This is a genomic window from Paenibacillus nicotianae, from assembly GCF_042681745.1.
In the GTDB taxonomy this organism is placed as follows: domain Bacteria; phylum Bacillota; class Bacilli; order Paenibacillales; family Paenibacillaceae; genus Saccharibacillus; species Saccharibacillus nicotianae.
This window is the reverse complement of the sequence record NZ_JBHUGF010000010.1, coordinates 2093164-2105715: the sequence shown is the minus strand read 5'-3', so window position 1 is coordinate 2105715 and position 12552 is coordinate 2093164. Positions and strand designations below refer to the sequence as shown.

Here is a 12552-nt window from a genome sequence, read left to right as displayed (position 1 = left end):
TGATCAACAGCTTTTTAGCCGATAAATAAGATAATCGAACCAACAAACATTAAATCAAAATATACATAAGCATAGACTATACATCGTCTGTATTACTATGAATATATTTATAGTCTACTTGTTATCTATACCAAAATGTAGGCAACGTTCAATAAAAACAATGATAGGAGGGATTACTATGAATATTGGATCACTATTCCGTGGACTTATAGGAGATAGCAAACCAGGTGAAGCAAAGCAAATGGAATTGAAAGAAGGGCAAGTTGTCCGCGGAGTGGTGACAAGCGTATCTGAAGACGGACAAGAAGCTGTTGTTCAAATTCAAGGGGTCAAAGTAAGAGCCAAATTAGAGACTCCTTTACAGCAAGGCGCAACCACTTTACTGCAAGTACAGCCTCCTGATCAAGATGGCATGCCTGTGCTCAAGCCTGTAGCAGGTAATCCAGCCAATCCTTTACCGAATGCGTCTATGGGAGAAGTATTGGATTCTTTTAATTTACCGGATACCAAAGAAAATCGTGAAATGATTACCCAGATGAGAGCATCAGGAATAACACTGAACGCCGATAATGTCAAAAATATACAAGCTACTCTTTCTCAAAAGCCAGCCGGTGTGCCTGTAGGAGAATGGGTACAATCTGCGGCTGTAGCGATTCAGCGCGGTCTACCTGTTACAGCGCAAAGCGTGAGCGGTCTACAACAAGCTATATTCGGCCCTCCTCTTCATGATCTATTGAGTAATCTGGATAATCTGGTTCGTGCTACAGTGACACAAGTACAAAACAATGCTGCTAATGTAAATACAGGCACCAGTGCCAATCAAAATCCAGAGACTGTATCTTCAAATCCAGCGGGAAATAACCCGGCAGTTAGCGGAAATGCAAATCCAGCACCAAGCAATAATACAACGTCTGCTTTATTGGGAAAATTGCAGACTGTACTTGATCAATTGGGAAGTATTGTTGCTCAATCTGGAGAACAGGCTACAGATGCCACTGGTGGTAAATTAACTTCACCATCTGTGCCGAATCCTACTGTACCTCAATCACCAATAGCATCTACAACGATAGCAACAGTAAATGCTCAAGCACAGCCAGCAGATGATGTCGCTCCATCTGCTGCTGCATCGGTTAATCAATCCTTATCTGCAACAACAGATGATGATGCTCAGCCTGTTCCAGCAAACTCTACAAATACAGCAACAACAGTCAATCTTAAAGCTCAAGCAACAGAACCATGGTTAGGTCGTGTGTTGAAATTATTAGGAGCAGAGCATGAACAACAAATGGTGCGCGCAAGTGTAAATAACTCTTCACCCGAAGCAGTAGCTACACGCGGTGAGCAGACACCAGCATCTCTAAGTGCGAATGGACTAAATCAAACACAAGCGTTATTAGATCCTGCAACATCTCGTAATAATAATCCGGCTCTTGCATCTAATATACTGAATGGAACTTTAAATAATACAGTAGAAGAACAATTACCTACACCTGCGTCTCGGGTTGCTAATCCAGCCAATCCGAATGTATTGCAACAAACAGGTGCTAATGATTCACTTATTGCTCCAGAAGCAGAGTTACAAAATCCGGCGACTCCAAAACAAGTCACTGCAAATTCGCAGATAATAGTAAACGGGCAAAATATACCAACAGATGATCTTTTACCGAATCCTTCTCTGTTGAAAAACCCAAATAGTCTGGAAGCGACCAATCCTGCTCATATCGCTCAACAGATCGCTGCTAATACAGATGATGCAGTCAGTAAAGCTCAAGATACTTTAAAAGGGCTTTTGCTCCAATTGACAGCCGCAGATGATGTACCGCCAGCATTAAAAGATGCTGCCCAACAATTGGTACAGCAATTAACCGGTCAGCAATTATTATTAAATACCGACCGTACAGCGCCATTTGCACAAGTGACGATGTTTGTGCCTTTTAAAGGGCCGGATGGACAAGAAACGGCTTCTGTACAGATTCAGTCTCGTCGTGGCCCTAAAGGAGAACTAGATGCTTCTAATTGCCGTCTATGGTTCGATCTCGATATGCATTCATTAGGCCCTACACTTGTCGATGTGCATGTTGTAGACAAAATTGTAACTCTTAAAGTGCATAATGATCTAGAACAACTTGCACCGCTTGTCGAAAGTAAACGCGAAGAGATGGCTACAGCTATGGGAGCGTTAGGGTACCAATTACTATCGCTCAAAGTAGATACTATGCCTATTCGATCAAATACGTCTGAGAACAATACAAGTATATCTGATCCTGATCTTTTACAACGTTATGCGCCGCCTGATTATAAAGGGGTGGATATGAAAATATGAATAAGCCCAAAGACGATATGGCAATGAGAGCCAAAAGAGCAGTTGCTCTCAAATACGATCCTAATCAAAATACTGCTCCAATAGTCGTTGCCAAAGGAAAAGGACGTATTGCTGAAAGTATTCTTGAAAAAGCGAAAGAAGCTGGTGTAGCTGTTCAACAAGATGCTGCTTTAGTAGAAGTATTGTCTAAGCTTGATCTGGATCAACAAATCCCGGGCGAATTATTTGAACTGGTAGCTGAGATTCTTAGCTTTATTTATCGTGCGGATAAAAACCTGAATCGAGGCGGTCATAATCGGTGAAAACAGATGATCGCAAATACAAAGGACGCATCGCTGAAGATACAGCAGCTTATTATTTAGAACAACAAGGTTATCAGATTGGCTATCGTAATTGGAGCTGTCGTAGTGGTGAATTAGATATTATTGCTTACTATGAAGGCACGATTGTGATTGTTGAAGTGCGAAGTCGTACAAGCGATTTATTTGGTACACCGGCTGAATCGGTAGATTGGCGTAAACAAAAACAAATACGTGAAACGGCAGAAGTATATGCTCATCACAATAAGCAATCTCATTTTCCTTTTCGATATGATGTCATCACGATTCAGATGAATCATTCGTATCAGGTAGTAGAGTTAGAACATATTGTAGCTGCTTTTGTATAATTAATTGAAATTAATCTATTGAAAATAGAGGAAGCACCCTTTTTCAGTAAACCATCATGGATATCCGCACTGTAATCAGTAGCGAGATTTAGAAGGTTTTGGAGAAAGGGTGTTTTTTTGATATGTATGGTAAATTGTTTAGTGCTTGTTTGCAGGGAATCAATGGAGTAATGGTAGAAGTAGAGACTGATCTGTCTAATGGTCTACCGATGGTTGCTATTATCGGGCTACCAGATTCAGCTATTCGAGAATCAATTGAAAGAGTACGTTCAGCTATCAAAAACTGCGGATTTACTTTTCCTAATCAACGAGTCACGATCAATCTAGCACCAGCAGATCTGCGTAAAGAAGGATCAGCTTTTGATCTTGCGATCGCACTAGGGATTTTGACAACAAGTGATCAGATCATATTACCAGATGCCGAGCAGATGTTACTCATTGGAGAATTAGCATTAGATGGTACATTGCGACCTGTGCCGGGTGTATTATCGATGGTAGATACAGCACGTCAGCATGGTTTGAAATCGGTATTGGTTCCTCAAGAAAATGCAGCAGAAGCAGTATTGGTCGAAGGAATTAATGTGTATAGTATTCATCATTTACATGATTTATTTGCGGGTTCATTAGATCATTCAACTGTCTCAAAAGATCAGCCTGTCCAACAAGATCATATAGAATCGTTTCGAATGTCTTTGCCAGGTCAACCAGAGATCGTAGTCAAACAAATCCATACCAATACATCTTCCACTGAACCTATCTATACAGCTCAACCTGTCAGCGATATATCAAGTGTATCTACAAAGAAATCTGATCCACGTAAAATAGTGATTCTTCCACCGTTGCTTGTTCAAAGATCAAAAAAGGAATATCCTTCTTATTCCGGTTCAACGATGCAAGAAGATTATGGAGATGTATTTGGTCAACAGCATGTAAAGCGAGCTTTGATGATTGCTGCTGCGGGAATGCATAATATTTTGTTGTTAGGGCCTCCGGGTACAGGGAAAACGATGCTCATTAAGCGTCTGCCTACTATTTTACCTGTATTAACAGACTCGGAAGCATTGGAAGTGACTAAGATTTTTAGTGTGTCCGGGCGATTCAAAGACGCTAACGCTGGTTTGGTTTCTATGCGTCCTTTTCGTGCACCTCACCATAGTACAACAGTTACAGGATTGATTGGTGGAGGAAGTATACCGAAGCCGGGAGAAGTCAGTCTAGCGCATCAGGGCATTTTATTTTTAGATGAATTGCCAGAATTTCCGAGATCGGTATTAGAAGTATTACGGCAACCGCTCGAAGATCATCAAGTAACGATTAGTCGTGCACGAGCGGTATTCTCATTTCCAGCTAATTTCTTATTAGCAGGTTCAATGAATCCATGTCCTTGTGGATATCTGGGTAGCACACATGCGGCTCACCCTTGTACATGTAGTCACAGTCAGATTGCTCGTTATCGTTCCAAAATATCAGGTCCTTTGTTAGATCGAATAGATTTGCAAATAGAAGTTCCTCGTCCCACCGAGCAAGATTGGCAACGTGCCAAAGCAGGAACAGAAGATACCGGTTATGATTCGGCAAGTATGCGTAACATCGTAGAGCAAGCACATCAGATTCAATTGAAGCGATATCAGCATTTGGATATTCATTGGAATAGTGAATTATCAGGTAAATGGTTACGTGAGTATACGTTTTTGTCTGAATCAGCGAATCAACTGTTAGAAACAGCTTTTGAACAATTAGGAATGAGTATGCGTGCAAGAGATCGAATTTTGAAATTAGCGCGGACGATTGCAGATCTGGAAAATATAGAACAGATTGAAGCAGTTCATATAGCAGAAGCGATTCAATATCGTCAATTGGATCTGAGTCATTCGTGAGTGGAGAAGTAATACTATAGATCAATATAATAACGATGTATCAATAGGATATAGATAACCAAGTGAACAGGAGCAATGATTGATGTGAATCCTTCTGTTCACTTGGTTTGTTCATTTGAATAATCTATTCTATTTAAAGTGAGCCATAGATAGAATTTAAATATTGTAAAATAGATGTGGACTCTTCTATAGAAGTACGTAGTGCAATATAGCCATCTGGACGAATTAATAAGAGTTCTTCATTTAATATATTGTAAATTCGATAAGCATTTCCTGCTTTATCAATGATCTGATCTGTTGTCTCTGTATCCGATGGAAGTATACTATACAGGCGAACCTGGTCATGACTAAGATTTTCTAATGCAGAAGGATCGGTATGATTGACAAAAGCTAAAACTGTCCAGTGTGTACCACGTAGCAGATCAAAAATACTTCCAAAAAAATCTTTACTTTGCAGCATATCAGCATTAGGAGCACGATCTCCAGGTAGTAAAAGAGGAGTATTTTTTCCAGTAAATGAACGAGTAAGCGAACTAGAGCGATAGGAAATAGGAAGCCCGCTTGTCAGATCATCGGATATTGTACTTAAAGATTGGGACAACGATTCACTTGCAGTCACTGTTGCAGTAAGTGATTTTATTTTCTTAGAACTATCTTCAAGAACGGCTTGAGCAATAGGACGGCGCTCTTCATCATAAGTATGAAGTAACGTTCTATCAGCTCCTTGAAGTACGGCGGCTAGTTTCCATCCGAGATTATAGGCATCTTGTATACCTGTATTCATACCCTGACCTCCTGCTGGAGAATGAACATGTGCCGCATCACCAGCAAGGAAAACGCTATGGCTGTGATAACATTCAACCATCCGCACATTGATTCGGTAAATAGACAGCCATGATGCATGAGTGAGCTTAACACGCCCAGTACCTGCTCGTTGATCTAACATAGTCTGATACAATTCTAAAGATGGTTCTGCTGGATTTTGAATGTCTGCTGAAATAGTAGCTTGCAGTTGCCAAATATTCGATTGGGGTAGTGGAGTTAGCCCTAACATTCCTTCTGAAGATGTCCAGATATGAATACGATCACGATCCAGACCTTCTAATTGTATATCTCCCAGATACCACCGCTCATTATCATATGTTTCTCCAACCAGTGGCAATTGAATAAATTTGCGAATATTACTTTTACCCCCATCTGCACCGACTACATAAGAAGCATGAATTTGCTCTTCTCCTTGCAATGTCTTGACAGTTACTGTTACTCCACTCAAATCTTGAACAAGCTTTACAGCTTCTATCCCTAACTCGACTTGACCACCCAGATCAGCATAGCGATCACGTAATGCTTTTTCTACATCAAATTGAGCAATCCAGACTGGATTACGATAGCGTGTCTCAAGCTTGCTACTAGCGGCAACAGTAATAGAAGGCTTATCTATGCTTTTACCATCTGCATTATAATAACGAACAGGCAAATCGACAACACCGGTATCTAAAATGTAGTCAATAGCTTCCAAATCGTCAACAACTTCAAGAGAACGAGGTTGAATAGCTTTGGATCGGGATGCGACGTTATAGAAAGTGTTTTTATCAATGATGCGATGGTTAATATTTCGACGGGCAAGATCGCAAGCAAGTGTAAGCCCTGTAGGTCCAGCTCCAACAATAAGCACATCAACAGAAGAAAAGATCGTTTCCATGTATATAATCCTCCTTGAGATAGTAGATTATAAATTATACTACACCGTGCAGTGTAATTAGTAAAGTGGAAGTTTAATTGAATTTTGATAATATACTTATAAGGGGGAATGTGAGAATGAACACTATAGAAAATAAAAAAATTCGTAAAGGCTCTTTAGATAAACGAACTAAAATTATTGCAGCAGCACGAGAACTTTTTTTAACGGAGGGATTTAACCAAGCGAGTGTTGATGCTATTGCTCATAGAGCCGGGGTCTCTAAGCGGACTGTGTACGATTATTATGGGGATAAACAACATTTATTACTTACGGTTATGGAAGAAACCAGTTCAACGGTTCTGAATATGATTGAACAAGCGATTTCAGATCACCTTTTGGAATTTGATGATTTGGAGCAAGCTCTTATTTTATTTTGTGAACAAATAGTTGTTTTTGCTAATGGTTCGTCTGATTATAAAGCTTTGATCCGTCTAACTATGGTAGAGGTTGCTAATTTGCCAGAATCTTTTTATGAAGATATGGATCGTGCAACAGAAGAAGGTATTATCAAGAGGTTTATAGCGTTTGGAGAAAATAAATTATTGAATATCCCTGATCCTCATATGGCTGCCAAGCACTTTGTTGCATTAACAATTCTGCTAGTATTTAATCAGCCGAAACCTGAAAATTTGGATCAAGAGCAAGTGAAGCATATCATCACTGAAGGGGTACGTGTTTTTCTTCGTGCTTATGCGCCTATGGGGTCATAAAAAAGAGAAGTGGCTATTATAGCTACTTCTCTTTTTTTAAGCTTTGGTGAAGTCTAGCATAAATACATCAAATGTATAATCACTAAAATATTTTTTATTGAGATATTGTCTAAAGTAACCACCAGACATCAATTGTGGATCACGAACATCTGTGATAATAATTTCAATATCTTTGTCAGCTACACTATGTAACATCGCTTGAACTTCTAGATTTAGCTGTTCTTCACTCATAGCAATAATGTACTGATTCAGCTTTTCGGCAACAGTCGCATAATATTGTTGTTGTAACTGCGACTTTTGTTCTTTTTCTAATTTGATAGCTTGTTGTCGATCCAATTCGATATCCAGTTCCGTTTTCTTTTTGCGATAATCATTTTTTAGCGCAGCTACAGTATAAGCTGGAATATCGTTTACACGTCCACTCAGTACATCTATTTTGACTACATCTAGAATCTCTGTAATATATTCTTTTTCATAAGATTTTAGAATCGTTTGAATTGTGACGGTAGTTAATCCAAATTCTTTTTTTAACCGATCGCTCAACCGATTGGCTGTATGAGGTTGTACAGTGGCTAACGCTTCGGTAGGAGGAAGCATCGTTACGGTCTGCTTAGCTTTGGTTTTGATCGTGAATACGATCTCATCTACTTTACGACCACTTTTACGCTCCACATAATTAAATTCGATATCTGTACTTTTGTTGATTTCTTGCTGTGCTTTGGTGATTACACGCTTTTTAAAATCAGAGTACACAGGATATTGATCTTCTATACCGAGTAATTCTTTCAAACGCTGTACTTTAAGCGTACGTTGACCTAGCTTTTCATATTGTTTCAATAGTTCATAAATTCGCATCGAATACGCACTTTTTAGTTTTAAAATATCGTTTAAACGAAAAGAAGTGAATTTTTCTTTCAATTGAAGTAGATAAGGCTTGAGCTTGGGTGAAAATTCTACTTCTATAATACCTTCATTAGGAAAGTACTCAGCAGACGCTAACCAGTTTACTTGTAAGTTTTCATTGATGTAAAAAGGATGCGACATCAGATTAAGTGTATATTCTTTCACTTGTGCATAAATATTTTTATTTTTAACACCTGCTAATTTGGCAAATTCACTGATTTTAAAGCGATATCGTTGAAATTCCTGATCATCAGGCGAAATAATACTAATAAGCACATAAATGATACGTAATTCTACTACACTCATTTTCAAAGGCATTTCTATAAGATCATTAGACTTTGTAACTAAATTATTTTTCTTCATATGTTATAACCTCCAAGACGTTCCTTCATTATAATAGATTATTTATTATAAAAGTAGCTTAATCAGCACAATGATTTACTTTGAGTTGTTTATCTTATTTTACATAGCTTGTTTTTATTGTTTTAAAATATTTACTTGTTTACCGCATCATCAATCTGTTGGTGCTAATAGCTTTAGAGTCGTAATATAAGACAAAAATAGGGTGAAAGATGGACAATTATAGGGCGAACTATAGACCAAAAGAGGGCAAGTCTTAGACAGATTTAGGGTGTGACTATAGACAATTGTAGGGTAGAGTGCGACAAAAATAGGACGAAGTGTAGACAATAGTAGGGCGTACTATGGACAGAAATAGGGCGTGAATAAACGACTAATATTATCCACTAAAGACCAATTTCAAAATGAAATGCGACAAAAATAGGGTGATGAACAAGTTGATCTTGTTTTTCGACGGACAAAAATAGGGTAATCATATAAAAATCAAAATATACACCCTATTTTTGTCCATAGTAAAGTTAAATTGAGCTTGTTTTGCTGAAAATATATCGTTTACAAGCGATTTTGGAGAAAATGACCCTATATTTGTCCGATTTCGTATCATCATCAAAAATCTTTTGTATCTATACTTCGTATTGCTTATCAATAACCATTGCTATAAATAGGTCATAATTAATGTTAAAATATAGAATATAAATGAAACCGACAGGAGAGTTGAGGATGCAAAATAAAGCAGATCGTCTAAAGGGTGCTAGAATCCCGCAAACGCCTGAATTAGGGCAAGATATGCAACATCGCTTACCTCCAGGACAGACACTTACAGAGAGTTTCCCGATTTTGCATGAAGGTAGTGTGCCTGAATATGATATGAATCTATGGAATCTACGTATTTTTGGAGAAGTAGAAGAAGAGCAGTTTTTTACATTTGAAGATTTGCAAAAGTTACCTGTAACGCGTACTGTAAGCGATATTCATTGTGTAACTCGCTGGTCTAAATTTGATACAGCATGGGAAGGTGTCAAATTTTCTGATCTGTTGAAGGTATTGAAAGTAAAATCAGAAGCAAAATATGTAATGATTCATGCAGATCCTGATTACGAGACTAATGTAGCGCTGAAAGATCTAATGGATGAAGATGTACTGTTAGCTTGGAACTATGATGATCAGCCAATTACAGCTAAACATGGTGGCCCGTTACGGATGATTGTTCCGAAATTTTATTTTTGGAAAAGTGCTAAATGGATACGTGGGATTGAATTTATGAAAGAAGATCGCCGGGGATTCTGGGAAAATCATGGATTCCATAATGTAGCTGATCCTTTCCAGGAACAACGTTTTTCTTCCGATGAATATGAAATGCCAGAAGATGAATGGAAATATTGTGAAGCTGACTAATCATTAGGAGCTGATAAATATGAATGGAATAGGTTTTATTATCGTAACAGTTGTATCAGCAGTGGCTGGCGTTCTGTATTATGCAGGAATCGGTAAACGTATAGCACATGAAGAGAAAAAAGCAGGGCGTGATCTTACGTATGAGATCAATCCTTTTACAGGTGGAAGAGAATAGATATACTCATAGTTGATAGCAGTAAGATCGAGTACAGTCATAATATGAATAATAAGTGCAGAAAAAAGAACCGTTTATAAAAAAACGGTTCTTTTATAAACGGTTCATTTCATATTACAACATATTTATAGGATTCAAACTTGTATGCAAAAGTCTGAACTTAACTTACAAGCTATCTACTGCTTTTTGAAGTTGAGCATCTAACATGCCTTTTTCTTTGCTACCTTTGTTTAAAGAAGGCTCAAACCAATATACCACTACAGCATTACCTTTAGTGTAAGTAGATTTGTTAAGCAAGTCATAAGGTGTTTTGCTTGTTTGAGTTTTCAAATCTTCTAGACCTTTTTTAGCATCGTCAGCGGATTTGAAGCTATAAATCGAAACCGTTTCTTGTTTATTTAAGTCTTTATCGGTTACATAACGAGTTGCTTTTACATCGTTTAGTACCCAGCTATTTTGTTCATCTGGAGCAGAGATCAAATCGATTTTTTGTGCTTTGATTGCACTTGCTACTTTTTCAACAGAAATGTCTGTTGCAGTGCTGTCAGTAGTAGTATCTGTTGTTGCTTTGTCTGTGCTGTCTGTAGCAGTGTCTGTCGTAGTTGCGTCTTCGTTTGTAGCATTTTCGTTGTTAGTTACAGCAGTACTTTCATCTGTTGTTGCTGTAGAATCGGTAGCTGTAGATTCATTCGTTGTTGTTGGTGTAGTGCTTGCTGGTGTTTCAGTGTTGCCATTAGAACATCCGGCGGTCGCAGCTACAACGGTTAGTGCAAGTAGAAAAGTACTGATTTTGAGTTTCATAAAATAGACCTCCTGTTTGTTAAGTTCATCTTTAGAAATTGATGAATCTTTTGAATCGGAAAACGAAATAACGTTTTTCACTATAACATACATACACACAACAGTCGATTTTGACACGAACCTTACATTTTGTAAGAAATGTCAATCCATTATAAGAATGATGATATCCCAGTTGTAGCAAGGTTTTTAAGCATTTGTAATCAAATTGTTCTTTCTGAAAATAAATCATAATAAAAACAAAATTGTTTTATTTGCATACAAAAAAGAAGCAGTTAGGGGACTGCTTCTTTCGTTACATCTATATGAAAATGGTCTTCCAAACTCTATATAAGGGGGTAGAGTTAGAAAAGGTTTATTGGGATAGTGTACAAGTTGGACAATCTACAATTAGATAACGTTTAATTCAACAGCGATATTTCCGCGTGTTGCACGAGAGTAAGGACATACGTTGTGAGCTTCTTCTACAAGTTTAGTAGCTACTTCACGATCTACGCCTTTAACCAAAACATCCATTTTTACAGCTAGCGCAAATCCGCCATCTTCAGCTTTACCAAACATAACAGTAGCGTTCACTTCTGTACCTTCATGTTTGATTTTTTGCATACGAGCAACCATATTTAGAGCACTATCGAAACAAGCAGAATAACCTGCTGCAAATAATTGTTCAGGGTTAGTACCAGCACCGCCAGCGCCGCCCATTTCTTTTGGTGTTGCGATATCTAAACGAAGTTCAGGGCTAGAAGATTCAATATAACCTGCACGTCCGCCGACTGCTTTTACTGTAGTTTCATACATTTTTTGTTGAATTGTTAACATGAATAACTCCACCTTTTTAAACGATTTATTTTACAAAATTAAATTTAACACAATTAATATGAAAAGTAAAATATTTTTCGCTATATTTATGTAAATCAGTAGATTTTATGATATAATCATACTTATAAAGTAGATTTCGCACACTCTTGTTCGTCGCTCATTTTGTTGTTTGTTTACAGATTTAGATAAGAATATTGATATTTCATATTAATTATAGGTAGGTGATATAGCATGACTACAGAATCAAATGAATATCCACACCCACAGTTAAAGCTTGAGAATCAACTTTGTTTTGCTATTTATGCTTCTTCTCGTGAGATGACTAAAATGTACCAACCATTGCTAGATCGGTTGGGAGTAACTTATTCTCAATATTTAGTAATGATTGTTTTGTGGGAACAGCAAGAATGCACAGTCAAAGAATTAGGTAATGCATTGTATTTGGATTCAGGTACATTAACACCGTTACTCAAACGTTTAGAGGCTGCTGGCTTGATTATTCGTAAACGTTCTACAGAAGATGAGCGTAAAGTTCATATTACGCTTACTGAAGCAGGACAGAAGTTGCAGGAACAAGCAGTTAATATTCCAAACGATGTTTTAACTGGAACTTGTATGAATACGAAGAAGCTTGAAGAGTTATTAGGTGAATTCAAACAGCTACTTCATAATGTGCATCAAACCAATATGGAAGCTGCTAACAATAAATCGTAATTGTTGCAAAATACGTGTATCTTGTGCAATACAATCTAGCTCCAAATCAGCCCTTTTATCGAAATTTGGT

Annotated in this window: 12 protein-coding genes; 8 read left to right on the top strand and 4 right to left on the bottom strand. The window is 37.7% G+C overall.

Going from position 1 to position 12552, the window contains the following annotated elements:
• Positions 1-178 precede the first annotated feature (178 nt).
• From ACFSGI_RS13305 to ACFSGI_RS13290, 4 genes are all read left to right on the top strand, one after another.
• The gene (locus ACFSGI_RS13305; RefSeq protein WP_204824598.1) at positions 179-2323 is read left to right on the top strand and encodes a hypothetical protein; all 2145 of its coding nucleotides are present in this window, start codon (positions 179-181) and stop codon (positions 2321-2323) included.
• Positions 2320-2625 carry an EscU/YscU/HrcU family type III secretion system export apparatus switch protein gene (locus ACFSGI_RS13300; protein WP_204824597.1) on the top strand — a complete coding sequence of 102 codons (306 nt, stop codon included), beginning with the start codon at positions 2320-2322 and terminating at the stop codon, positions 2623-2625. The genes ACFSGI_RS13305 and ACFSGI_RS13300 overlap by 4 nt, the downstream gene beginning before the upstream one ends.
• Positions 2622-2990, top strand: a complete 369-nt coding sequence (locus ACFSGI_RS13295) for a YraN family protein (protein ID WP_204824596.1) — start codon at positions 2622-2624, stop codon at positions 2988-2990. The genes ACFSGI_RS13300 and ACFSGI_RS13295 overlap by 4 nt, the downstream gene beginning before the upstream one ends.
• Positions 2991-3112: 122 nt before the next feature.
• Positions 3113-4867, top strand: coding sequence for a YifB family Mg chelatase-like AAA ATPase (locus ACFSGI_RS13290; RefSeq protein WP_204824595.1), 1755 nt, complete (start codon positions 3113-3115; stop codon positions 4865-4867).
• A gap of 133 nt (positions 4868-5000) precedes the next feature.
• Here ACFSGI_RS13290 and ACFSGI_RS13285 read toward each other — a convergent pair whose 3' ends face one another.
• Positions 5001-6569, bottom strand: a complete 1569-nt coding sequence (locus tag ACFSGI_RS13285; RefSeq protein WP_204824594.1) for an FAD-dependent monooxygenase — start codon at positions 6567-6569, stop codon at positions 5001-5003.
• A 116-nt stretch (positions 6570-6685) separates the two neighbouring features.
• Between ACFSGI_RS13285 and ACFSGI_RS13280 the strand changes: the two genes are divergently transcribed.
• Positions 6686-7318, top strand: coding sequence for a TetR/AcrR family transcriptional regulator (locus tag ACFSGI_RS13280; protein ID WP_204824593.1), 633 nt, complete (start codon positions 6686-6688; stop codon positions 7316-7318).
• Positions 7319-7354: 36 nt separating this feature from the next.
• Here ACFSGI_RS13280 and ACFSGI_RS13275 read toward each other — a convergent pair whose 3' ends face one another.
• A complete protein-coding gene (locus ACFSGI_RS13275; protein WP_204824592.1) occupies positions 7355-8584 on the bottom strand; it encodes a replication initiation protein in 1230 nt (409 codons plus the stop codon).
• 717 nt (positions 8585-9301) lie between these two features.
• Here ACFSGI_RS13275 and ACFSGI_RS13270 point away from each other — a divergent pair.
• Both ACFSGI_RS13270 and ACFSGI_RS13265 read left to right on the top strand, forming a co-directional pair.
• Entirely contained in the window at positions 9302-9976 is a 675-nt protein-coding gene (locus tag ACFSGI_RS13270; protein WP_204824591.1) for a sulfite oxidase-like oxidoreductase, read from the top strand.
• A gap of 19 nt (positions 9977-9995) precedes the next feature.
• Positions 9996-10151, top strand: coding sequence for a hypothetical protein (locus ACFSGI_RS13265; protein WP_204825045.1), 156 nt, complete (start codon positions 9996-9998; stop codon positions 10149-10151).
• 165 nt (positions 10152-10316) lie between these two features.
• On the opposite strand, the gene ACFSGI_RS13260 is transcribed toward ACFSGI_RS13265, so the two are convergent.
• The gene (locus ACFSGI_RS13260; RefSeq protein WP_204824590.1) at positions 10317-10952 is read right to left on the bottom strand and encodes a hypothetical protein; all 636 of its coding nucleotides are present in this window, start codon (positions 10950-10952) and stop codon (positions 10317-10319) included.
• A gap of 387 nt (positions 10953-11339) precedes the next feature.
• Positions 11340-11768: an organic hydroperoxide resistance protein gene (locus ACFSGI_RS13255; RefSeq protein WP_204824589.1), complete on the bottom strand. Its 429-nt coding sequence runs from the start codon at positions 11766-11768 to the stop codon at positions 11340-11342.
• Positions 11769-11999: 231 nt separating this feature from the next.
• Here ACFSGI_RS13255 and ACFSGI_RS13250 point away from each other — a divergent pair, with 231 nt between their 5' ends.
• Positions 12000-12482, top strand: coding sequence for a MarR family winged helix-turn-helix transcriptional regulator (locus tag ACFSGI_RS13250; RefSeq protein ID WP_204824588.1), 483 nt, complete (start codon positions 12000-12002; stop codon positions 12480-12482).
• Positions 12483-12552: the final 70 nt, after the last annotated feature.

Coding starts and splice junctions, on each gene's coding strand:
- ACFSGI_RS13305 (WP_204824598.1), top strand. CDS start 179: ATGAATATTGGATCACTATTCCGTGGACTTATAGGAGATAGCAAACCA.
- ACFSGI_RS13300 (WP_204824597.1), top strand. CDS start 2,320: ATGAATAAGCCCAAAGACGATATGGCAATGAGAGCCAAAAGAGCAGTT.
- ACFSGI_RS13290 (WP_204824595.1), top strand. CDS start 3,113: ATGTATGGTAAATTGTTTAGTGCTTGTTTGCAGGGAATCAATGGAGTA.
- ACFSGI_RS13285 (WP_204824594.1), bottom strand. CDS start 6,569: ATGGAAACGATCTTTTCTTCTGTTGATGTGCTTATTGTTGGAGCTGGA.
- ACFSGI_RS13280 (WP_204824593.1), top strand. CDS start 6,686: ATGAACACTATAGAAAATAAAAAAATTCGTAAAGGCTCTTTAGATAAA.
- ACFSGI_RS13275 (WP_204824592.1), bottom strand. CDS start 8,584: ATGAAGAAAAATAATTTAGTTACAAAGTCTAATGATCTTATAGAAATG.
- ACFSGI_RS13270 (WP_204824591.1), top strand. CDS start 9,302: ATGCAAAATAAAGCAGATCGTCTAAAGGGTGCTAGAATCCCGCAAACG.
- ACFSGI_RS13265 (WP_204825045.1), top strand. CDS start 9,996: ATGAATGGAATAGGTTTTATTATCGTAACAGTTGTATCAGCAGTGGCT.
- ACFSGI_RS13260 (WP_204824590.1), bottom strand. CDS start 10,952: ATGAAACTCAAAATCAGTACTTTTCTACTTGCACTAACCGTTGTAGCT.
- ACFSGI_RS13255 (WP_204824589.1), bottom strand. CDS start 11,768: ATGTTAACAATTCAACAAAAAATGTATGAAACTACAGTAAAAGCAGTC.
- ACFSGI_RS13250 (WP_204824588.1), top strand. CDS start 12,000: ATGACTACAGAATCAAATGAATATCCACACCCACAGTTAAAGCTTGAG.